This is a genomic window from Aquabacterium humicola (genome assembly GCF_030167915.1).
Taxonomy (GTDB): Bacteria; Pseudomonadota; Gammaproteobacteria; order Burkholderiales; family Burkholderiaceae_C; genus Pseudaquabacterium; species Pseudaquabacterium humicola.
Genome location: NZ_JARGNB010000006.1, coordinates 120,260 through 140,574, shown reverse-complemented (window position 1 = coordinate 140,574; position 20,315 = coordinate 120,260). Strand labels below are relative to the sequence as shown.

The 20,315-nt window shown below is 71.1% G+C and carries 19 protein-coding genes and 2 tRNA genes; 13 read left to right on the top strand and 8 right to left on the bottom strand.

Going from position 1 to position 20,315, the window contains the following annotated elements; all coding sequences use genetic code 11:
• Positions 1-4 precede the first annotated feature (4 nt).
• Entirely contained in the window at positions 5-682 is a 678-nt protein-coding gene (locus tag P1K89_RS23855) for a response regulator transcription factor (protein ID WP_284619031.1), read from the top strand.
• On the opposite strand, the gene P1K89_RS23850 is transcribed toward P1K89_RS23855, so the two are convergent.
• Both P1K89_RS23850 and P1K89_RS23845 read right to left on the bottom strand, forming a co-directional pair.
• Entirely contained in the window at positions 630-2,096 is a 1,467-nt protein-coding gene (locus P1K89_RS23850; protein WP_284619030.1) for an ATP-binding protein, read from the bottom strand. The genes P1K89_RS23855 and P1K89_RS23850 overlap by 53 nt on opposite strands.
• An 89-nt stretch (positions 2,097-2,185) precedes the next feature.
• A tRNA-Ile gene (locus P1K89_RS23845) sits at positions 2,186-2,262 on the bottom strand.
• Between the two features lie 139 nt (positions 2,263-2,401).
• Between P1K89_RS23845 and P1K89_RS23840 the strand changes: the two genes are divergently transcribed.
• On the top strand, positions 2,402-3,076 hold the full coding sequence (locus tag P1K89_RS23840) for a hypothetical protein (RefSeq protein WP_284619029.1): 675 nt from the start codon (positions 2,402-2,404) through the stop codon (positions 3,074-3,076).
• Here the strand turns inward: P1K89_RS23840 and P1K89_RS23835 are convergent.
• Positions 3,042-3,401, bottom strand: coding sequence for a DUF2917 domain-containing protein (locus tag P1K89_RS23835; protein ID WP_284619028.1), 360 nt, complete (start codon positions 3,399-3,401; stop codon positions 3,042-3,044). The two genes, P1K89_RS23840 and P1K89_RS23835, sit on opposite strands and share 35 nt — an antisense overlap.
• A gap of 100 nt (positions 3,402-3,501) precedes the next feature.
• Between P1K89_RS23835 and P1K89_RS23830 the strand changes: the two genes are divergently transcribed.
• Positions 3,502-4,437 carry a LysR substrate-binding domain-containing protein gene (locus tag P1K89_RS23830; RefSeq protein WP_284619027.1) on the top strand — a complete coding sequence of 312 codons (936 nt, stop codon included), beginning with the start codon at positions 3,502-3,504 and terminating at the stop codon, positions 4,435-4,437.
• Here P1K89_RS23830 and hrcA read toward each other — a convergent pair.
• Positions 4,434-5,462, bottom strand: a complete 1,029-nt coding sequence (gene hrcA / locus P1K89_RS23825) for a heat-inducible transcriptional repressor HrcA (protein WP_350082010.1) — start codon at positions 5,460-5,462, stop codon at positions 4,434-4,436. The two genes, P1K89_RS23830 and hrcA, sit on opposite strands and share 4 nt — an antisense overlap.
• A gap of 108 nt (positions 5,463-5,570) precedes the next feature.
• On the opposite strand from hrcA, the gene P1K89_RS23820 reads away from it, so the two are divergent.
• From P1K89_RS23820 to P1K89_RS23805, 4 genes are read left to right on the top strand one after another with little or no spacing between them, the layout of a single operon-like run.
• Positions 5,571-6,446, top strand: coding sequence for an NAD kinase (locus P1K89_RS23820; protein WP_284619025.1), 876 nt, complete (start codon positions 5,571-5,573; stop codon positions 6,444-6,446).
• Positions 6,446-8,203, top strand: coding sequence for a DNA repair protein RecN (locus P1K89_RS23815; protein ID WP_284619024.1), 1,758 nt, complete (start codon positions 6,446-6,448; stop codon positions 8,201-8,203). The genes P1K89_RS23820 and P1K89_RS23815 overlap by 1 nt, the downstream gene beginning before the upstream one ends.
• Positions 8,200-9,105, top strand: a complete 906-nt coding sequence (gene rapZ, locus P1K89_RS23810) for an RNase adapter RapZ (RefSeq protein WP_284619023.1) — start codon at positions 8,200-8,202, stop codon at positions 9,103-9,105. The genes P1K89_RS23815 and rapZ overlap by 4 nt, the downstream gene beginning before the upstream one ends.
• Entirely contained in the window at positions 9,102-9,737 is a 636-nt protein-coding gene (locus P1K89_RS23805) for an LON peptidase substrate-binding domain-containing protein (protein WP_284619022.1), read from the top strand. The genes rapZ and P1K89_RS23805 overlap by 4 nt, the downstream gene beginning before the upstream one ends.
• Positions 9,738-9,770: 33 nt before the next feature.
• Here P1K89_RS23805 and mutY read toward each other — a convergent pair whose 3' ends face one another.
• The 3 genes from mutY to mutM form a co-directional block, all read right to left on the bottom strand.
• Positions 9,771-10,826 carry an A/G-specific adenine glycosylase gene (gene mutY / locus P1K89_RS23800; protein WP_284619021.1) on the bottom strand — a complete coding sequence of 352 codons (1,056 nt, stop codon included), beginning with the start codon at positions 10,824-10,826 and terminating at the stop codon, positions 9,771-9,773.
• A complete protein-coding gene (locus tag P1K89_RS23795; protein WP_284619020.1) occupies positions 10,823-12,817 on the bottom strand; it encodes a dynamin family protein in 1,995 nt (664 codons plus the stop codon). Before P1K89_RS23795 ends, mutY begins: the two co-directional genes overlap by 4 nt.
• Before the next feature lie 120 nt (positions 12,818-12,937).
• Positions 12,938-13,765: a bifunctional DNA-formamidopyrimidine glycosylase/DNA-(apurinic or apyrimidinic site) lyase gene (mutM, locus tag P1K89_RS23790; protein WP_284619019.1), complete on the bottom strand. Its 828-nt coding sequence runs from the start codon at positions 13,763-13,765 to the stop codon at positions 12,938-12,940.
• A 138-nt stretch (positions 13,766-13,903) separates the two neighbouring features.
• On the opposite strand from mutM, the gene P1K89_RS23785 reads away from it, so the two are divergent.
• The 6 genes from P1K89_RS23785 (at position 13,904) to P1K89_RS23760 (ending at position 19,055) form a co-directional block, all read left to right on the top strand.
• The gene (locus P1K89_RS23785) at positions 13,904-15,682 is read left to right on the top strand and encodes a tetratricopeptide repeat protein (RefSeq protein ID WP_284619018.1); all 1,779 of its coding nucleotides are present in this window, start codon (positions 13,904-13,906) and stop codon (positions 15,680-15,682) included.
• Positions 15,682-16,221 (top strand): outer membrane lipoprotein LolB, encoded by a 540-nt coding sequence (locus P1K89_RS23780; RefSeq protein ID WP_284619017.1) that lies wholly within the window; start codon positions 15,682-15,684, stop codon positions 16,219-16,221. Before P1K89_RS23785 ends, P1K89_RS23780 begins: the two co-directional genes overlap by 1 nt.
• Positions 16,222-16,224: 3 nt before the next feature.
• A complete protein-coding gene (gene ispE, locus P1K89_RS23775; RefSeq protein ID WP_284619016.1) occupies positions 16,225-17,130 on the top strand; it encodes a 4-(cytidine 5'-diphospho)-2-C-methyl-D-erythritol kinase in 906 nt (301 codons plus the stop codon).
• Positions 17,131-17,168: 38 nt separating this feature from the next.
• Positions 17,169-17,245 (top strand) — tRNA-Gln (locus P1K89_RS23770).
• 71 nt (positions 17,246-17,316) lie between these two features.
• Positions 17,317-18,279 carry a ribose-phosphate pyrophosphokinase gene (locus tag P1K89_RS23765; RefSeq protein ID WP_284619015.1) on the top strand — a complete coding sequence of 321 codons (963 nt, stop codon included), beginning with the start codon at positions 17,317-17,319 and terminating at the stop codon, positions 18,277-18,279.
• 119 nt (positions 18,280-18,398) lie between these two features.
• Positions 18,399-19,055, top strand: coding sequence for a 50S ribosomal protein L25/general stress protein Ctc (locus P1K89_RS23760; RefSeq protein ID WP_284619014.1), 657 nt, complete (start codon positions 18,399-18,401; stop codon positions 19,053-19,055).
• 96 nt (positions 19,056-19,151) lie between these two features.
• Here P1K89_RS23760 and ald read toward each other — a convergent pair whose 3' ends face one another.
• Positions 19,152-20,267: an alanine dehydrogenase gene (ald, locus tag P1K89_RS23755; protein WP_284619013.1), complete on the bottom strand. Its 1,116-nt coding sequence runs from the start codon at positions 20,265-20,267 to the stop codon at positions 19,152-19,154.
• Between the last annotated feature and the right edge of the window lie 48 nt (positions 20,268-20,315).

Below are 20,315 nucleotides of genomic sequence, written 5' to 3'. Positions count from 1 at the left end.
CGCAATGAAGCTGCTGCTGATCGAGGATGACGAGGACTTCGGCGCCGCGCTGCGCGACGGCCTGCAGCAGGAGGGTCACGAGGTGCTGTGGGTCCGCGGCGGCGCACGCTTCGAATCGATGCTGCTGTCCGACCGCTTCGACGCGGTGCTGCTCGACCTGACGCTGCCCGACGCCGACGGCCAGGTGCTGCTGCGCGAGATGCGCCAGCGCCGCGACACGACGCCGCTGATCGTGATCTCCGCGCGTGGCCAGCACAGCGACCGCATCGACATGCTCGACCTCGGCGCGGACGACTACCTGGTCAAGCCGATCGACCTCGGCGAGCTGAGCGCCCGCCTGCGCGCGGTGACGCGCCGCGTGCATGCGCAGCCGGGCCGCGGCAGCGCGCTGCAGCACGGCGCGCTGCGACTCGACCCGGCGCAGGGCACGGTGTCCTGGCGTGGCCGCCGCATCGTGCTGCGCGAACGCGAGCGCTGGCTGCTGGAGCAGTTCATGCGTCATCCGACGCACCTCTTCTCGCGCACGCAGCTGGAAGCTGCGCTCTACGGCGGCCCCACCGGCATCGAGAGCAATACGATCGAGGTCTACGTGCACTACCTGCGCCGCAAGCTCGCGCCGGACATCATCGTCACGGTGCGGGGCCTGGGCTACCGGCTGGGCCCGGCCCATCCGGAAAGCTGACGCGCACGCGCAGGCCGCCGCCGGGCGCCTCGAGCAGGGCCGTGCTCGCGCCATGGGCCTCGGCCACCGCGCGCACGATCGACAGCCCGAGGCCGACGCCCGCGGCATCGCGATCGAGGCGCACGAAGCGCTCGAACACGCGCTCACGGTCGGCGGGCGCAATGCCCGGACCGGCATCGTCGACCTCGATCAGCGTCGCGCCGGGCTCGTGCCGGCTGGCGATGCGCACGGTGCCGCCTTCGGGGCTGTGGCGCAGCGCGTTGACCACCAGGTTGCGCAGCAGCATCTGCAGGCCGAAGCGGCGGCCTCGCAACTGCGGCGCGTCGAGCTCGAGCACCGTCCGGACACGGCGCTTCGCGGCCATGGGCTCCAGCTCGTCGAGCAACTCGTCGGCCAGCGCACGCAGATCGACCGGCTCGGGCGCCTCGGCGCGTTCGTCCTGCTCCAGACGCGCCAGCGTCAGCAATTGCGCGATCAGGTGATCGCAGCGATCGACCACCGGCAGCAGCGCGGCGAGTTGGGCCGCGCGTTTGTCGGGATCGGTCTCGCGCAGCGCCACCTGCGCCCGCAGCCGCAGCGTGGCCAGCGGCATGCGCAGCTCGTGCGCGGCCAGCGCGGTGAAGCCACGCTCGCGCGAGAGGCGCTCGCCACCACGACGGATCAGGCCGTTCAAGGCGGCCAGCATGGGTCGCATCTCCTCCGGCACGTCGTGGGCCGGCAGCGGTGCGACGTCGGCAGGCTGGCGCCCCCTCAATGCCGCCTCGATCACGCCCATGGGCCGCAGCGCACGCACCACGAGCCATCCGGCCAGCAGCGCCACGGCACCCATCGACAGCAGCATGGCGGCCACCAGCCCGGCGCCCAAGGTGGCGAAGTTGTTCTCAGCCGGGTCGAGCCGTTCGGCCACGTGGATCTCGAGCGCATCGGGTCCACCGCCGCCGCGGCTGCGCATCAGGTACGTGCGCAGGCGATCGCCACCCTGCACGGACGCGCCGAAGCCGGGCTCGGCGCGTGCGATCAGCGGAACATCGGCCGGCGCGCTGCGGCTGCGCAGCACCAGGCGGCCATCGGCGCGCCAGACCTGGAACAGGTAGCGGCCGCCGAGCACGTCGCGCTCCAGCCGCACGGTGCCGTGCCCTTCCGCGCCGGGCGCATCGGCTGCCTGCTCGCCGAGCTCATGCTCGGAGAGCGCCGCCAGCGTCTCCGCGAGGTGGGCCAGCCGGCCGTCGCGCAGCTGGGCATCGGCTTGCTGGTCGGCCAGGTACGCCGCCACGCCGCCCACCAGCCAAGCGAGCAATGCGACGCCGAGAGCGATGCCCAGCATGCGGCGACGGATGGACCACGGCCGCAGTTCGGGCGACTGGTCCGCCGCGCTGGCGTGCAGCGGCGTGGGTTCTGCGTCGGCGGGGCGCATGGATCGACTTTACGGCGGACGGGCGACGCGGTCGGACCTGCCCGCTGGGGCTCGCTGCGCGCCAGCGCGAGCAATTTGCCGCATCGTTCTGGTAGGCCGTGCAGGGCTCGAACCTGCGACCAAAGGATTATGAGTCCTCTGCTCTAACCGACTGAGCTAACGGCCCCCCGGGCGAAGGCGGCCGATTGTAGGAGGGGCCCGGACGTCACAAAGGCGGGTGAAGGCGTCGGATTTCATCGCATTGCCCGGCCGCCGCGCGCGGTCCAATCGATGCCAGCCCCCATCCGATCCCGGAGACGACCACCATGCCGCTGCTGCGCCGCTGCCTGCTGACCTTCTGGCTGCTCGCCTGCAGCGCCCTCGCCTCGACCGCGCAGGCAGCCGGTTTCAACGGGCTGTGGACCACGTCGAGCGGCGACTACGCGCTCTTCCTGCAGGACGCCACCAGCGGCTCGACCTTCGCGCTGCAGGTGCCGTCGACGCTCGACGGCCTGCGCGTCTGGCTGGGCACGGGCTCGGCGTCGGCGCTCAGCCTGCAGGGGCTGGTGCAGCCGAACGACCTGCTGGTCGCCAACGTCGCCGGCTCGGCGATGAACGGCTCGATGACGCTCGGCGGCGTGCAGCAGCCGTTCAACGCGTCGCTCGCGCTGGCCTGGGTCGGCACGGAATACGCGGGCATCTGGCAGAAGACGTCGCCGGCCAACGCCTACCTCGTCTTCTGCGTGCTCGAGACCGGCAGCGGCCGCATCGGACTGCAGATCGACGTCACGCTGAACGCCGACAAGACGGTGAGCCAGCAGATCTTCACCGGCGCGCTGGTCGGCAGCCAGTTCACCGGCGTGTCGGCCAACGGCGCCGGCCTGACGTCGCGACTCGCCTTCAACGGCAGTGGCGGGCTGACCGGGACCTACACGACCCTGGCCAGGCCGCCGCAGGCGACGAGCTTCAATGCCACGCAGGTCGTGAAGACAGCGCCCTGAAGGCGTCGGCGATGCGGTCCGCGACGCCGCGGCCGGCCTCGCTGGCGCGCTGCCAGCGCAGCGGCCCGCGGCCCAGCACGACGAGACTGGCGCTGCGCAGCGCCGAGACGTTGAGCCGACTGTCGGCCGCGACGGTGTGCACGTCGCCCGCCTGCAGCATCAGGTCGTCGGGCTCGCCGTCGACGGTGATCCAGAGCGTGCCGGCATCGCTGCGCAGGCGGTCGCCGGCCTGCAGGTCCAGTGCGATCAGGTCCGAGGACTGAAGCCGCATCGCCGTCGTCGACGGCAGTTCGCCACGGTTCGGAATGACATGCATCAGGTTCATGATCTTCCCTTCGGGATTCGCGTTGACGGTGACGGCATTTCACCTGAGCATCCGCTTCCCGTCGAACGATCAATTCGCACGCTTCGCATGCATCAGGCTCATGGATAGCGCCCTCGCCCGCCTGCCGTCGCTGGATCTGCTGCGCGGCTTCGTCGCGGTCGCGCGGCGCGGCAGCGTCACCTTGGCGGCGGCCGACCTGTTCCTGACGCAGTCGGCGGTGAGCCGACAGATCCGCGGGCTGGAAGAGCACCTCGGCGTGCCGCTGTTCCTGCGCCGCCACCGCGCGATCGAGCTGACGCCGGAAGGCGAGCGGCTGTTCCGCCTGGCCGACGCGTGGTTCGTGCAGCTGGCCGAGCATGTCGAGTCGCTGCGCCAGCGCCACGCCGAGACGCCGGTGACGCTGACCTCGACGATCGGCGCCATCTCGCTGTGGCTGCTGCCGCGGCTGGGCGAGTTCCAGGCCGCGCACCCGTCGCTCGACGTGCGGGTCTCGGCCGGCAACCGCGCAGTCGACCTGGAGCGCGAGGGCGTCGACCTGGCGCTGCGCTACGGCCCGCCCGAACGGGCACCGTACGGCGCGGTGCGCTGCTTCGGCGAGACCATCGTCGCGGTCGCCAGCCCCGCGCTCGGGCTCGAGGCCACGCTGGAGGACAACGACTTCAGCCGGCTGACGCTGCTGGAGTACGACGAGATCGCGCAGCCCTGGTTGCGCTGGACCGACTGGATCCGGCCACTCGGCCTCGGCCGGCTGAAACCTCGCGCGCGCCTCGGCTTCAGCCAGTACGACCAGGTGATCTTCGCCGCACTCGCCGGCAACGGCGTTGCGCTCGGCCGGGCGCCGCTGGTGGCGCAGCTGATCGCCGACGGGCGCCTGGTCGCGCTGAAGTCCCGCGGCCGGCCCTTGAGCGCCGACTACGGCTACTGGCTGATCGAGCGCCGCGGCGGCGATTCAGCCTCGCGGCGGCGCTTCGTCGACTGGCTGCTCGAAGAAGCGGCGCGCACGCGCACGCTGATGGACGCGCTCGAATTGAGTTAGCGAGGTCCCGACAACGCGTTGCCGACCAGGCGCGCGGTGATGTCGACCAGCTGGATCATGCGGTCGTAGGCCATGCGCGTCGGCCCGACGACGGCCAGCGTGCCGACGACCCGGCCGTCGACCTCGTAGGGCGCCGACACCACCGACAGCGATTCGTAGGGCACGACGCCCGATTCGCCGCCGATGTAGATGCGCACGCCCTCGGCGCGGCCGGAGCTTTCGAGCAGCCGCATCAGCTCCGTCTTCTGCTCGAACAGGTTGAACATCTTGCGCAGCGAGCCGAGGTCGTGGCCGAAGTCCTCGACGCCCAGCAGGTTGCGCTCGCCGGACACCACCACCTGCTCGCTGCCCTGCTGCAGCGCATCGGTGCCGGCCTGCACCGCGGCCTGCATCAGCACCGCGATCTCGCCGCGCAGCGACTCGATCTCGCCGTGCAGCCGGGTGTGCATCTCGTCGATCGCCAGGCCCGCGTAGTGCGTGTTCAGCAGCGCGGTGGCTTCGGAGAGCTCGGAGGGCGAGTAGTCGCGCCGCGTGAAGATCACGCGGTTCTGCACGTCGCCGTCGGAGGACACCAGGATCACCAGCACGCGCTTCTCGCCCAGGCGCATGAACTCGATGTGGTGGAACACGCCGGCGCGCTTGGGCGCGGTGACCACGCCGACGAAGTGCGACAGGTTCGACAGCAACTGCGCGGCCTGGGCGATCACCCGCTGCGGCTGGTCGGGCTGCAGCTGCTCGCGCACGCCCGCCATCTCGGGCGGCGCATGCGCCAGGTCGACCGGGCGCGCGGTGAGCATCGTGTCGACGAACAGCCGATAGCCGCGCGGCGTCGGCACGCGGCCGGCCGAGGTGTGCGGGCTGGCGATCAGCCCCAGGTCCTCGAGGTCGGCCATCACGTTGCGGATGGTGGCCGGCGACAGCTCCAGCCCGGAGGCCTTCGACAGCGTGCGCGAGCCCACCGGCTGACCATCGGCGATGTAACGCTCGACCAGCGCTTTCAGCAGGGTACGGGAACGCTCGTCCATCTCGGTTTTCATTGTACGAATCCGCCCGCGGCCGCCCCTCGGCGGCGCGTCGTTGCGCCGGGTTTGCTGTGGTGTAATGCCTCGCATTCCCCGCAACTCGCGCCGCCGATGGGCCGACGTTTTCAGCATGCCGCTCTGGTCGGCAAGTACCAGGCCGAAGGCATCCGGCCGGTGCTGGAAGAGATTGCGCAGTTCCTCGTCCGCCAGGGGCTCGAAGTCTCGTTCGAGCAGCAGACCGCGCACAACACCGGCGTCACCGACTACGACGCACTCGACGCCGAGGCCATCGGTGCGCGCTGCGACCTGGCCGTCGTCGTCGGCGGCGACGGCACGATGCTCGGCTTCGCGCGCGAGCTCGCCCGCTTCGACATTCCGCTGGTGGGCATCAACCAGGGCCGCCTGGGCTTCATCACCGACGTGCCGATCGGCCAGTTCCGCGACGCGCTGGCACCGATGATCGCCGGCGACTATGCCGAGGAACACCGCGCGATGATCGAGGGCGAGGTCTGGCGCGACGGTGAGCGCATCTTCGAAGGCCTGTCGATGAACGACGTGGTCGTCAGCCGCGGCGCCACCGCGGGCATGGTCGAGCTGCGCGTGGACATCGGCGACGAATTCGTCGCCAACATCCGCGCCGACGGCCTGATCGTGGCATCGCCGACCGGCTCCACCGCCTATTCGCTGTCCGCCGGCGGACCGATCCTGCACCCCGGCATCGCCGGCTGGGTGCTGGTGCCGATCGCGTCCCACACGCTGTCCAACCGGCCGATCGTGCTGCCGGACAGCGGCGAGGTGCGCATCACCGTCGTCGCCGGCCGCGACGCGTCGGCGAATTTCGACATGCAGCGCCTGGCCAGCCTGCTGCACGGCGACCAGGTGCGCATGCAGCGCTCGGCGCGCAAGGTGCGCTTCCTGCATCCGCGCGGCTGGAGCTACTACGCCACGCTGCGGCGCAAGCTGCGCTGGTACGAAGGAGTGGTCTAGTGCTGCGCCGCCTCGCGCTGCGGGATTTCGTGATCGTCCCGACGCTGGAACTGGAGTTCCACGCGGGCTTCTCGGTGCTGACCGGCGAGACCGGCGCCGGCAAGTCGATCCTGATCGACGCGCTGCAGCTCGCGCTGGGCAGCCGCGGCGATGCCGGCGTCGTGCGCGAAGGCGCGCCCCGCGCCGAGGTCAGCGCCGAGTTCGACGCGCTGCCCTCGCTGGCCGGCTGGCTCGACGAAGCCGGTTTCGCTGCAGACGACACGCTGCTGCTGCGCCGCACGATCGATGCGCAGGGCAAGAGCCGCGCGTGGATCAACGGCAGCCCGGCGACGATCGCGCAATTGCGCGAGCTGGCCGACGCGCTGCTCGACATCCACGGCCAGCATGCCTGGCAGGGCCTGACGCGGCCGGCCGCGACGCGCGAGCTGCTCGACGGCCAGGCCGGTATCGACACGGCACCGCTGGCGCACGCGTACCTCGCGCGCAAGGCCGCGGCCGATGCGCTGCAGCGTGCGCGTGAACGCAGCGACGAGATCGAGCGCGAGCGCGAGCGCCTGGCCTGGCAGATCGGCGAGCTCGACAAGCTGGCGCCAGGCGACGACGAATGGACCGACTTGAGCGCCGAGCACCAGCGCCTGTCGCATGCGCAGGCGCTGATCGACGCCGCACGCGGTGCGCTCGATGCGATCGACGACGGCGAAGCGCCCGCCGCCGGGCTGACGCAGCGCGCGATCGACGCGCTGGCCGACGTCGTCGCGCACGACGCGCGGCTGCAGCCGGTGATGGAGGTGCTGCAGGGCGCGATGGCGCAGCTGCAGGATGCCGCCCACTCGCTGAACGGCTACCTCGGCCATGCCGAGCTCGACCCCGATCGCCTCGCCGAGGTCGATGCGCGCCTGGCGGCGTGGCTGGGCCTGGCGCGCCGCTACCGCCGGCCGCCGGAAGAGCTGCCGGCGCTGCTGGCCGGCTGGCGCGACGAACAGCGGGCGCTCGACGCCGCGACCGACACGGCCGCGCTGGAGCACGCCCTGGCCACGGCCGATGCACGTTATCTTGACGAAGCGAAGAAGGTCAGCGCCGCCCGCAGGAAGGCGGCCGCGGCCCTGTCGAGCGCCGTGACCCAGGCAATGCAGACGCTGGGCATGGCGGGCGGCCGTTTCGAGGTCACGCTGCCGGCGGTCAGCGCACCGCAGAGCTTCGGCATGGAGTCGGTCGAGTTCACCGTCGCCGGCCATGCCGGCAGCACGCCGCGGCCGCTCGCCAAGGTGGCCTCGGGCGGCGAGCTGTCGCGCCTCGCGCTGGCGATCGCGGTCACCACGGTGCGCGGCGGCGGGAATGTGGCTCTGCCACTTCCCGCCATCCCCTCGGGGGACGGACGGAGCGAAGCGACGGCCAAGGGGCGGCGTGACGGCGGTGCCGCGACGCTGATCTTCGACGAGATCGATGCGGGCATCGGCGGCGCCGTCGGCGACACCGTCGGCGCGCTGATGAAGCAGCTCGGCCGCGAGCGCCAGGTGCTGGCGGTGACGCACCTCGCGCAGGTCGCCGCCTGTGCCGACCAGCACTATGTCGTCTCGAAGTCCGAGCAGCGCGGCCATACGACCAGCGACGTGCAGCTGGTGGCCGGCGAGTCCCGCGTCGCCGAGATCGCGCGCATGCTCGGCGGCGAGCACCTGGCCGGCACCAGCCTCGCCCATGCGCAGGCGCTGCTTGGCGGCGATGCGGCGCCCGCGCCCAAGCGCAAGACCAAGGCATGAACGACGCCAACGCATCACGCCGGGCCGAGGACGTCTCGCGCGAGCTGATCCTGATCACCGGCATCTCCGGCTCGGGCAAGTCGGTCGCGCTGCATGCGCTGGAGGACGCCGGCTATTTCTGCGTCGACAACCTGCCGCCCGAGCTGCTGCGCGAGTACATGCGGCTGGACCACCCGCGCTACACCGAGCGCGTGGCGATCGCCGTCGATGCGCGCGCCGCCCGCTCGCTGCCGGCGCTGGTGCCGTTGATCTTCGAGCTGCGCAGCGAAGGCGTGACCATCCGCCCGCTGTTCCTCGATGCCAGCACCGATACGCTGGTGCGGCGCTTCTCCGAGACGCGCCGCCCGCACCCGTTGTCGCAGCCCGATGCGGCCGGCGGTACGCACCACGCGCTGATCGAGGCGATCGAGCTCGAGCGCCTGCTGCTGGCCGAGCTGCGCGAGGTGTCGACGGTCATCGACACCAGCACCTTGCGCCCGGCGGGCCTGCGGCAGCAGGTGCGCAACCTGGTCGAGGCGCGTCACGACCGGCTGACGCTGGTGTTCGAATCCTTCGCCTTCAAGTACGGTGTGCCGCTAGATGCCGACTACGTGTTCGACGTGCGCATGCTGCCGAACCCGTACTACGTGCGCGCGCTGCGGCCGCTGTCGGGCCGCGACGCGCCGGTGGCGCAGTTCCTCGCCGAGCAGCCGGAGGCCGGCGAGATGCTCGACCAGATCGAGGCCTTCCTGCGCCGCTGGCTGCCGGCGCTGGCCACCGACCAGCGAGCCTACGTCACCGTGGCGATCGGCTGCACCGGCGGCCAGCACCGCTCCGTGTACATCGTCGAGCAATTGCGCGAACGTTTCGTCGACCACGGTGCTACGCTGACACGCCACCGCGAACTGGATGCCATCGATTGACTGAATCGGCCAAGCGCCTCGCCGGTCTGCCCCTGTTCCCGCTGCAGACGGTGCTCTTCCCGGGCGGCCTGCTGAGCCTGAAGGTGTTCGAGGCGCGCTACCTCGACCTCGTCAGCCGCTGCCTGCGCCAGGCCACGCCCTTCGGCGTCGTCTGCCTGAACCAGGGCTCGGACGTGCAGCTCGCCGGCGGCGAGCGTGTGCGCTTCGAGGCCGTCGGCGTGCTGGCGCACCTGGAGGATGTCGATGCCGAGCAGACCGGCATCCTGCGCGTGCGCTGCCGCGGCGGGCTGCGCTTTCGCACCGGCATGCCGAAGCAGCAGACCGACGGGCTGTGGACCGCCGAAGCGCAGTTGCTGCCGGCCGATGCCATCCAGCCGCCGCCGCCGGAGCAGGCGGCGACGGTGGTTGCGCTGACGAACGCGATCGAATCGCTGCGCCAGCAGGGCCACGTGCCATTCGCCGAACCCTACCGCCTCGACGATGCCGCCTGGGTCGCCAACCGCTGGTGCGAGATCCTGCCGATCTCGCTGGCGGCGAAGCAGAAGCTGATGGAGCTGCCCGAACCGGAGATGCGGCTCAAGCTCGTCGACGAGTACCTGCGCGGCAAGGGCGTGATCCAGGGCAACCGCTGAAGCGGCGGCGGAGCCGCCCGTCCGCTCTTCAATTCAGGCCAGCGCCTCGATCAGCTTGCGCACCGGCGCCGGCAGCCCGGCGGCCAACGCTTCGTCGACGTGAAACCAGCGCCCTGGCGGAAGCGAGCGCTCGATGCGCGACCGCGTGGACGCCGCCACCTTCTCCGGCAGGCGCCAGTGCCAGGGGCGCAACTGCCAGTCGAAGTGCGTCAGCACATGCCGCACCGCCGGCAGGCGCTCGATCTCGCCGGGCCCGCGGTCGGCCAGCAACAGCAGCGCGACGGCCTCGGCGTCGTACTCGGGCAGGCTCCACAAGCCGGCCCACACGCCCGGCGTCGGACGCTGCACCAGCCACAGCTGGCGGCCGGCGCTGAGCAGCAGCAGGCTGTTGTCGCGCTGGCCGCGTTTGAGCTTGCGCGTCTTGACCGGATAGGCCTCGGGACGGCCCTGCGCCCTTGCGACGCAGGGCGCTCGCCACGGGCAGGCGTCGCAGGCCGGCCGGCGCAGCGTGCATATCGTCGCGCCCAGGTCCATCAGGCCTTGCGTATAGGCCTCGATGCCGTCCTTAGGCAGCAGCGCTTCGGCGTGCTGCCAAAGGCGCTTCTCATTGGCCGCGACGGTCAGGTCGGCATCGAAGCCGAGCGCACGCGTCAGCACGCGCTTGACGTTGCCGTCGAGGATGGCGGTGCGCTCGCCGAAGCAGAACGCGGCGATCGCCGACGCGGTGGAGCGGCCGATGCCGGGCAGCTTTGCCAGCGCCGCGCTGCTGCGCGGGAAGGCGCCACCATGGCACTCGACCACCGCCTTCGCGCACGCATGCAGATGGCGCGCGCGGCTGTAGTAGCCCAGGCCGCTCCACAGCGCCAGCACCTCGTCCTGCGGCGCGGCGGCCAGCGCCTGCACGTCGGGAAAGCGCTGCAGGAAGCGCTCGTAGTAGCCGACCACCGTCGACACCTGTGTCTGCTGCAGCATGATCTCCGACAGCCAGACGCGGTACGGATCGCGCGTGCGCTGCCACGGCAGCTCGTGACGGCCGTGCGTGCGCTGCCAGGCGATCAGCGCCGCCGCCGACGGCTTTGCCGCCGTCACGCGGCGCCGCGCGAGGCCTGGGCGCTCGAGTGCACCAGCGACAGCCGCGGCGCCGGCTCGTGCGCCGCATCGGCGCGCGGCGGCGATGCGGCGAGGATGCGCAGCGCATCGACCGCCGCCTCAACCCGTTCAACCGTCTGCTGCAGGCGCTGCTCCTGGCCTTCGACCTCGCTGATGCGCGACTCGAGTTCGCCCTCGGCAGCCTGGATGCGCGCATAGGCTTCGCGCCGGTGGCGCAGGCTGCGGCGGCGTTCGCGCAGCTGCGATTCCAGCTGCGACGTCGCCGCCTTGCCCCACAGCTCGATCTCGACCGCGGCGCTCTCGAACACCACGCGCAGTCGCGACAGCAGCACCTGCTGGAACTGGGTGAGGAACCCCGGTTCCGACAGGCGCCACAGCTTCGTCAGCCCGAAGTAGCGGCTGTAGCTGGCCTCGATGCGCTGCAGCTCGCGGCGGGCGCTGTCGATGTCCGGCTTCGGCGACGCGGCCAGCGCGAAGCCGAAGTCGGCGTTGAGCTGGCGGTAGCTCGCGCCGAGCATCTGGTCGATCTCGTCGATGCCGATCTGGGCCGCGTCGAGCATCGAGCGCAGCCGTTCGCCCAGCTGCGCGAAGGCCTTGCCGGCGCCGAGCTTGAAGAAGCTCGATTCGCTGTCGTGCTGCATGCGCTGGGTCTCGGCGCGCACGCGGTCGCTGGCCAGCAGCTTCAGCACGTCGCGCAGCTGGCGCGACTGCACCGCACGCAGCGCCGCAAGCCGCGGCATGCATTGTTCGAAGGCCTGCGCATCGGCCTCGAAGCGCCGCGTGACCATCTGCAGCTTCGTGCTGCTCTTGCCGCGCAGGCCGCGCAGGTCGAGCAATTGCTCGGTGACCTGCCGCCGGCGGTCGGTCAGGCGCTTCAGCGCCCGCTGCTGCAGCACCAGCACGCCGTCCTCGACGAGGCGGCCGATCACCGCGCTGCGCTGCGGCAGCAGTTCGGTGGACAGCGCCTGCTCCAGCGCCGGCAGGCCGCCGTCGCCGACGTCGGCATCGCCCAGGCGCGACAGCAGCGCCTCGCGCGCCGACATCGGGAAGATGCGCTGCGGCGGCATGCCGAGCGTCTCGGCCACCGTCTGGCACTGGTGCGTGACCTGGGCCTGGATCTGCGCGGCGTCGAGCAGCGGATCGTTGAGGATGTCGATCTTGTTCAGCACGACGAAGCGCTCGAGCGAACGGTCGCCGAGGTGGTCACGCCAGATCGACAGGTCGGAGCGGGTCACGCCGGTGTCGGCGGCCAGCAGGAAGACGATGGCATGCGCGGACGGCAACAGGCCCAGGGTCAGCTCGGGCTCGGCGCCGATCGCGTTCAGGCCCGGCGTGTCGACGACCACCAGCCCGCGCTTGAGCAGCGGGTGCGGGTAGTTGATCAGCGCGTGGCGCCAGGCCGGCACCTCGACCATGTCGTTCTCGTCGCGCGGCGGGTTGTCCTCGGGCGTCTCGTCGTCCCACAGACCCAGGCCGCGGGCGTCGTCGATCGGCACGCGCTGCGTGCGGGTGACTTCCTCCAGCACCTTCGCCAGGCCCGCCGGGTCGCCGGCCGGCAGGCTGCGCGTCTCCCACAGCTCGGGCCGCGTCCGCAGCGCCGACACCGGCTGGCCACCGCGCCGGGTATTGATCGGCAGCAGCGACAGGCCCGGCGATTCCTGCGGGTCCCAGGCCAGCTCGACCGGGCACATCGTCGTGCGCCCCGGGGTCGCGGGCAGCACGCGGCGGCCGTTGTCGGCGAAGAACAGCGCGTTGATCAGCTCGGACTTGCCGCGCGAGAACTCGGCGACGAAGGCCAGCACCAGCCGGTCCGACGCGAGCCGCTGGCGCAGCGTGGTGGCGAGCGCCGAGGCTTCCGGATCGAGCAGGTCGTGGTCGGTGAGCAGGGCGGCGAACTGGTCGATGCGGCGGTCGAGCGACCGGCGCCAATCGGCCAGGGAATCGAGCTCACGCGACAGGGTCGACGACATGCGATCAGGTGGCGGACGGAGATGCAAAAGATGCTAGCGCATGCATTCTTTCCATCGGCGTGCAAAAGGCGCGCTCGGTGCATTCAGCGTGACCGGCGTCGCGCCGCCACGACGAACCGGTCAGCGCCGTTGGCAGCCGGGGCAGAAGAAGGTCGAGCGCTGGCCCTGGACGATCCGGCGCACCGTGCCGCTGCAGCGCGTGCAGCCATCGCCTTCGCGCCCGTAGACATGGGCCTGGTCCTGGAAAGCGCCGCTCATGCCGTGGGCGTCGCGGAAGTCGCGCAGGGTCGAGCCGCCGAGCGCGATCGCCCGCGCCAGCGTCTGCCGCAGCGCCGCCAGCAGCTTTTCCGCACGCGGACGGCTGATGCGGTCGCAGCGGGCGCGCGGATCGATGCCGGCGAGGAACAACGCCTCGCTGACGTAGATGTTGCCGGCGCCGACGATCAGCTCACCGCCGAGCAGCGCCGCCTTGACGTTGCAGCGGCGGGCATGCAGCGCGCGGTGAAAGCTTTCGGGCGTCAACGCCGGATCGAAGGGCTCGGGGCCGAGCCGGGCGAGCAGCGTCGATGCGGGCGCCGCGTCCAGCCCGTCGGACCAGACGACGGCGCCGAAGCGGCGCGGATCGGTCAGCCGCAAGGTGCCGCGGTCGGTGCGCAGCTCGAAGTGGTCGTGCACGCCGGCCGGTGGTGGTGCATCGGCCAGGTTCAGCGAGCCGGACATGCCCAGGTGCAGCAGCAGCCCGCCCCGCCGCGCCGGACCGGCCAGCGGCATCCACAGGTACTTGCCGCGGCGCTGCAGCTCACCCACCTGCAGGCCGGCCAGCGCCTCGGGCGCACAGCCCAGCGGCCAGCGCAGCGGCTTGCCCAGGCGCGCCGATTGCACCCGCCCGCCACGCAGGCGCTCGGCCAGCGTGATGCGTGTCACTTCGACCTCGGGCAGCTCCGGCATTCAGCGCCCGCCCGGCCGCCCGAAGGGCGCTGAGCGCCCCTCGGGGGCCGCGAACATGGTGAGCTGGGGGCATGACATCTCGGCATTATCCCGACCGAAACCACCCCCATAGAATCGACGCCTGTTCGAGGAATCACGATGCCCCGTTGCCTTGCGCCTTCGCGCCGCCTGCGGTCCTGGATCGCCAGCGCGGTGCTCACGATCGGCGCTGGCGCCGTTCTCGCCCAGGACGAGTCGCCCACCGTCAACTCGCCGCTCGATGCGCCGCTGTTCTACCAGCTGCTGATCGGCGAGCTCGAGCTGAGCGCGGGCCGTGCCGGCAGTGCGTTCGAGGTGATGCTCGACGCCGCCCGCCGGCACAACGACGACGCGCTGTTCCGCCGCGCCGTCGAGATCGCGCTGCAGGCCCGCGCCGGCGACCAGGCGCTCGCGGCTGCTCGCGCGTGGCGCGTTGCCCGACCGCAGGTGGTCGAGGCGATGCGCTACGAGGTGCAGATCCTGCTGGCGCTGAACCGCATCGACGACATCGGCGAACCGCTGCAGGCCTGGCTGGGCGCGGTGTCGCCGGCGGACCGGCCGTTGCTGATCGCCTCGCTGCCCCGCATGCTGCAGCGCGCGGCCGACCGCAAGCGTGCGCTGGCGATCACCGAGCAGGCCCTCGCCCCGTACGCGAACCAGCCCGCGACGCGCATTCCGAGCCTCGTCGCCCTGGCCCGCGCGCAGGTCAACGCCGGCGAGAACGCCGCGGCGCTGGAACGCCTGCGCGAAGCGCAGGCCGCCGATCCGGTGGCGCCGGGGCCGGCACTGGTCGCGCTGGACATGCTGCCGGCGACGACGGCGGCCGAAGCCATCGTGCTGGATCACCTGTCGAAGCCGACGGCCGAGCCGGCGGTGCGCCTGGCCTACGTGCGCCTGCTGACCCAGGCCCAGCGCTACACCGATGCCGCGATCCAGCTCGAGACCTTGACGCGCGAACGCCCTCAGCTGGCGGAACCCTGGCTGTCGCTGGGCGCGCTGCGGCTGGAACTGAAGCAGCTGCGCGAAGCCGAGGCCGCCTTGATGCGCTTCGTCGAGATCGCCCAGCGCGGCGAGGCCCAGGCCGAGGTGCGCGAAGACGACGACGACGATACGCCGGCGACGATCGCCGACCGTGCGACCACGCAGGCCTGGCTGCTGCTGGCGCAGGTCGCCGAACAGCGCGGCGACATGAAGGCCGCCGAGCAGTGGCTCTCGCGTGTCGACAGCCCGCAGCGCGCGCTCGAGGTGCAGAGCCGGCGCGCATCGATGCTGCTGCGCCAGGGCAAGGTCAAGGAGGCCCGCGCGCTGATCCAGGCCGTGCCCGAGCGCAATGCCGACGACGTGCGCGCCAAGCTGCTGGCCGAAGCCCAGCTGTTGCGCGACGGCAAGCGCTGGCGCGACGCGGTCGACGTCCTGGCCGCCGCGAACCGGCGCTTCGCCGACGACGCCGACCTGATCTACGAGCAGGCGATGGCCGAGGAGAAGGTCGAACGCTTCAGCGAGATGGAACGCCTGCTGCGCCGCGTGATCGAGCTCAAGCCCGAACATCCGCATGCGCACAACGCGCTCGGCTACTCGCTGGCCGATCGCGGGCAGCGCCTGCCCGAAGCGCGCGACCTGATCCGCAAGGCGCTCGACCTGTCGCCCGGCGACCCGTTCATCACCGACAGCCTCGGCTGGGTCGAGTACCGCCTCGGCAACCGCGAGGAAGCGGCGCGCCTGCTGCGCCAGGCCTACCGGGCGCGCCCCGACACCGAGATCGCCGCGCACCTGGGCGAGGTGCTCTGGTCGATGGGCGAACGTGATGAAGCGCGCCGCATCTGGCAGGACGCGCGCGGCCGCGACGCCGAGAACGAAGTGCTGCGCGAGACGCTCACTCGCCTGAAGGTCGGGCTGTGATGCGTCCGCCGCGCCGCGACCTGCTGGCCTTCGGCATGGCAGCACTGCTGGCCGGCTGCGCGACGCCGCCCCGGCCCGGTGCACCGGGCGCCGCGGAAACACTGTCCGGCCGGCTCGCGGTGCGTGTGGACAGCCAGCCGCCGCGCAGCATGAGCGCCAGCTTCGAGCTCACCGGCACGCCGGCGCAAGGCCTGCTCGTGCTGAGCGGCCCGCTCGGCGCCACCGCGGCGCAGGCGCGCTGGGCGCCCGGCGAAGCCGCGCTGATCACCAGCGACGGCCGCACCGCCTATCCCGACCTCGACAGCCTGGCGGTCGAGGCCCTCGGCGAACGCATTCCGATCGCCGCGCTGTTCGACTGGCTGCGCGGCCGCGCCTGGCCGGGCGCGAAATCCACACCGCGCAGCGACGGCGAAGCGGGCTTCGAGCAGCTGGGCTGGCGCATCAGCCTCGCGCGCTGGTCCGAGGGCTGGGTCGAGGCGCGGCGGCCGGCCGCGCCGGTGGTCACGGTGCGCGCGAAGCTGGACGGCGCCGGCTCGTAGACCGTGGGCTTGCGCGCGCTGCTCGACGTCCCGGCCCCGGCCAAGCTGAACCTGTTCCTGCACGTGGTCGGCCGGCGCGCCGACGGCTACCACCTGCTGCAATCGGTGTTCGTGCTGCTCGACTGGTGCGACACGCTGCACTTCGAGCTGCGGCACGACGGGCAGCTCGCACGCCAAGACCTCGGGGCAGCGCTGCCCGCGGACGACCTGAGCCTGCGTGCCGCGCGCGCATTGCAGCTGGCCAGCGGCACGGCGCTCGGTGCCGACATCGCAGTGCAGAAGCAGGTGCCCTGGGGCGCGGGCCTCGGCGGCGGCAGCTCGGATGCCGCCAGCACGCTGCTCGCGCTCAATCGCTTGTGGAACCTGCACTGGCCGCGCGAACGCCTGCAGCAGCTCGCCCTGCCGCTGGGCGCCGACGTGCCGTTCTTCGTCGGTGGCCACAACGCCTTCGTCGAAGGCATCGGCGAGCAGCTGACACCGATCGCACTGCCGCGCCAGTGGTTCGCCCTCGTGAAGCCCGAGGCCTCGATCCCGACCGCGGCGATTTTTTCCAGCCCTCTGCTGCGGCGCGATAACGAAGCTGCTATAGTGGCGGACTTTCTCGCAGACACCCAGCTTACGCAGTGGTTGTCCGGCGAAGGGACGGGATCAGCGGCGATGCAGTATGGCCGCAACGACCTGCAAGCCCCGGCCGAGCACCATTGTCCCGAGGTGGCGCAAGCCGCCCGGTGGTTGGAAGACCGCTTCGGCAACAGCCGGATGTCGGGTTCCGGCAGCACGGTGTTCGCAAGAGCCGGCGCAGGCGACAAGCCCGTGGCGACTTGGGACGAGAGTGATCTCCCGCCCCGATGGGTCGGCCGCCTGAGCCGCAGTCTCGACCAGCACCCCTTGGTGGGCTGGGCGGACTGAAAGGATTTCAAGGGTCCGGCGCGAGCCGGGTCCTGTGTAGGGGAGTCGCCAAGTTGGTCAAGGCATCGGATTTTGATTCCGACATGCGAGGGTTCGAGTCCTTCCTCCCCTGCCAAACATCTCGCTTTCTCCGTCGTCGTTCCGTCGTTCATTCCCAGCAGATCTGAGCCTTCGCGGAGCTAAGCCGTGCTGTTCAACACCGTGCTGTTCACCGGCAACGCCAACCCCGCCCTGGCCGAAGAGATCGGCAAGAGCCTCGGTGTCGAGCTCGGCAAGTGCACCGTCGGCCGTTTCTCCGACGGCGAGGTGACCGTCGAGGTCCATCAGAACGTGCGCGCCCGCGACGTCTTTGTCGTGCAACCGACCTGCGCGCCGACGAACGAGAACCTGATGGAACTGCTGATCATGGTCGATGCGCTGAAGCGCGCCAGCGCGCGCCGCATCACCGCCGTGATCCCCTACTACGGCTACGCGCGCCAGGACCGCCGCCCGCGGTCGATGCGCGTGCCGATCAGCGCGAAGGTGGTCGCCAACCTGCTCGAGACCGTCGGTGTCGAGCGCGTGCTGACGATGGACCTGCACGCCGACCAGATCCAGGGCTTCTTCGACATCCCGGTCGACAACATCTACGCGTCGCCGGTGCTGCTGTCCGATCTGAAGAGCAAGGCCTACCCCGACCTCGTGGTCGTGTCGCCCGACGTCGGCGGCGTGGTGCGCGCACGCGCGTTGGCCAAGCAGCTCGGCAGCGACCTGGCCATCATCGACAAGCGCCGCCCGAAGGCGAACGTCTCCGAGGTGATGCACGTCATCGGCGAGATCGAAGGCCGCAACTGCGTGATCATGGACGACATGATCGACACCGCCGGCACGCTGGTGAAGGCGGCCGAGGTGCTGAAGGAGCGCGGCGCGAAGCGCGTCTTCGCGTACTGCACGCACCCGATCTTCTCCGGCCCGGCGATCGAGCGCATCGCCGGCAGCCAGCTCGACGAGGTCGTCATCACCAACACCATCCCGCTGTCGGATGCGGCGCAGGGCTGCAAGAAGATCCGCCAGCTGTCGGTGGCCTTCCTGTTCGCGGAGACCATCCGGCGCATCTCGGACGGCGAGTCGGTGACGTCGCTGTTCGCCGAGCAGAACAATAACTTCTGAAGTAGTCGTAGGAACGGGCGGCCAGGAGCCAGTCTCAGGCAACCCATTCCGTTTGTTGCGGCCGTCCGGCCGCGTTACCTCGAGCGCCTGGTCGCGGGCGCTCCCACATGGAGTCAACCATGAAATTCGTCGCTTACGAGCGCACGCTGCAGGGGACCGGAGCGAGCCGCCGCCTGCGTCTGTCGGGCAAGGTGCCCGGCATCGTGTACGGGGCCGGTGAGCCCAAGACCATCGAGCTGGACCACAACGCGCTGTACTTCGCGCTGAAGAAGGAAGCCTTCCACTCGTCGATCCTCGAGATGGACCTGGCCGGCGCGACGCAGAAGGTCCTGCTGCGCGACTTCCAGATGCACGCGTGGAAGCAACAGGTGCTGCACGTGGACTTCCAGCGCGTCGACGACACGACCCGCCTGCACAAGAAGGTGCCGCTGCACTTCTCGGGCGAAGAGAATTCCGTCGCGGTGAAGACCGACAAGTGCCTGGTCAGCCACGTCGCCAACGAGATCGAGATCGAGTGCCTGGCCACCCAGCTGCCCGAGTTCATCGCCGTCGACCTGTCGGGCCTGACCAAGGGCCAGTCGCTGCACGCCACCGACATCCAGCTGCCCGCGGGCATCAAGCTGGTGCGCCATGGCAGCCTGAACCCGGTGATCGTCGCCGCCACGCCGCCGAAGGTCGAGGCCGAAGAAGCCCCGGCCGACGCCGCGCCGGCAGCCCCGGCCAAGGGCGGCAAGCCCGCCGCGAAGGCCCCGGCGAAGGACGCCAAGAAGAAGTGATCCGACGCGGCTGAAGGGCCGCTTCGGGACTGCGCGGCCCGCACGGTCGCCTTCCGGCTTCGACGACAACCCCGCCTCGGCGGGGTTGTCTGCTTTTCAGCCCAGCAGCGTCTCCGCCGGTGCGTACGCGTAGCCCAGCTGCTCGGCCACCGGCGCACAGGTCACCTGCCCCAACGCGACGTTCAGGCCCGCGCGCAGGTGCACGTCGTCGCGCAGCGCGGCCCGCCAGCCCTGGTCGGCCAACGTGATCGCATGGCCGATCGTCGCGTTGTTCAGCGCGAAGGTCGACGTGCGTGCAACCGCGCCCGGCATGTTCGCGACGCAGTAGTGCACGACGCCGTCGACGACGTAGGTCGGCTCCGCGTGCGTCGTGGCCCGCGAGGTCTCGAAGCAGCCGCCCTGGTCGATCGCCACGTCGACGACCACCGCGCCCGGCTTCATGCGCGAGACCATGGCGCGCGTCACCAGCTTCGGTGCCGCCGCGCCGGGGATCAGCACGCCGCCGATCACGAGGTCGGCCGCGAGCACCGCTTCCTCGACGCTGTGCGCGGTCGAGTACAGCGTCGTGATGCGGTTGCCGAAGATCAGGTCCAGTTGGCGCAGCCGGTCGACGTTCTTGTCGAGTACGGTCACGCGCGCGCCCATGCCGACGGCCATCTGCAGCGCATGGGTGCCGACGACACCCGCGCCCAGCACCACCACATGCGCCGGTGCCACGCCCGGCACGCCGCCCAGCAGCACGCCCATCCCGCCCTTGGACTTCTCGAGGTGTGCCGCGCCCGCCTGCACCGCCATGCGGCCGGCGACTTCGCTCATCGGCGCCAGCAGCGGCAGGCCGCCGCCGGGGCCGGTGACGGTCTCGTAGGCGATGCACACCGCGCCCGACTTGACGAGCCCCGCGGTCTGCTCCGGATCCGGTGCCAGGTGCAGGTAGGTGTAGAGCAGCTGGCCTTCGCGCAGCCGTGCGATCTCGGCGGCCTGAGGCTCCTTGACCTTGACGATCATCTCGCCGCGCTGGAAGGCTTCCGCCGCATCGGCGGCCAGCTTCGCGCCGGCCGCCTCGTAGGCCGCATCGCTCAATCCGATCGCCGCGCCGGCGCCGCGCTCGACCCACACCTCGTGCCCTCGCTCGACGAGCTCACGTGCGCTGGCCGGCGTCAGGCCGACGCGGTATTCATGGTTCTTGATCTCCTTGGGTACCGCGATGCGCATGGGCTGCCTCCGTCGTGTGGGTCGATCGCGTCATTGTGGAAATCGCGG

Excerpts from the sequence above, each read along its gene's own strand:
- ald (WP_284619013.1), bottom strand. The coding sequence starts at position 20,267 with ATGCGCATCGCGGTACCCAAGGAGATCAAGAACCATGAATACCGCGTC.
- P1K89_RS23785 (WP_284619018.1), top strand. The coding sequence starts at position 13,904 with ATGCCCCGTTGCCTTGCGCCTTCGCGCCGCCTGCGGTCCTGGATCGCC.
- P1K89_RS23840 (WP_284619029.1), top strand. The coding sequence starts at position 2,402 with ATGCCGCTGCTGCGCCGCTGCCTGCTGACCTTCTGGCTGCTCGCCTGC.
- P1K89_RS23835 (WP_284619028.1), bottom strand. The coding sequence starts at position 3,401 with ATGAACCTGATGCATGTCATTCCGAACCGTGGCGAACTGCCGTCGACG.
- P1K89_RS23760 (WP_284619014.1), top strand. The coding sequence starts at position 18,399 with ATGAAATTCGTCGCTTACGAGCGCACGCTGCAGGGGACCGGAGCGAGC.
- P1K89_RS23780 (WP_284619017.1), top strand. The coding sequence starts at position 15,682 with ATGCGTCCGCCGCGCCGCGACCTGCTGGCCTTCGGCATGGCAGCACTG.
- P1K89_RS23820 (WP_284619025.1), top strand. The coding sequence starts at position 5,571 with ATGGGCCGACGTTTTCAGCATGCCGCTCTGGTCGGCAAGTACCAGGCC.
- P1K89_RS23850 (WP_284619030.1), bottom strand. The coding sequence starts at position 2,096 with ATGCGCCCCGCCGACGCAGAACCCACGCCGCTGCACGCCAGCGCGGCG.
- rapZ (WP_284619023.1), top strand. The coding sequence starts at position 8,200 with ATGAACGACGCCAACGCATCACGCCGGGCCGAGGACGTCTCGCGCGAG.
- P1K89_RS23830 (WP_284619027.1), top strand. The coding sequence starts at position 3,502 with ATGGATAGCGCCCTCGCCCGCCTGCCGTCGCTGGATCTGCTGCGCGGC.
- P1K89_RS23855 (WP_284619031.1), top strand. The coding sequence starts at position 5 with ATGAAGCTGCTGCTGATCGAGGATGACGAGGACTTCGGCGCCGCGCTG.
- P1K89_RS23795 (WP_284619020.1), bottom strand. The coding sequence starts at position 12,817 with ATGTCGTCGACCCTGTCGCGTGAGCTCGATTCCCTGGCCGATTGGCGC.
- mutM (WP_284619019.1), bottom strand. The coding sequence starts at position 13,765 with ATGCCGGAGCTGCCCGAGGTCGAAGTGACACGCATCACGCTGGCCGAG.
- hrcA (WP_350082010.1), bottom strand. The coding sequence starts at position 5,462 with ATGGACGAGCGTTCCCGTACCCTGCTGAAAGCGCTGGTCGAGCGTTAC.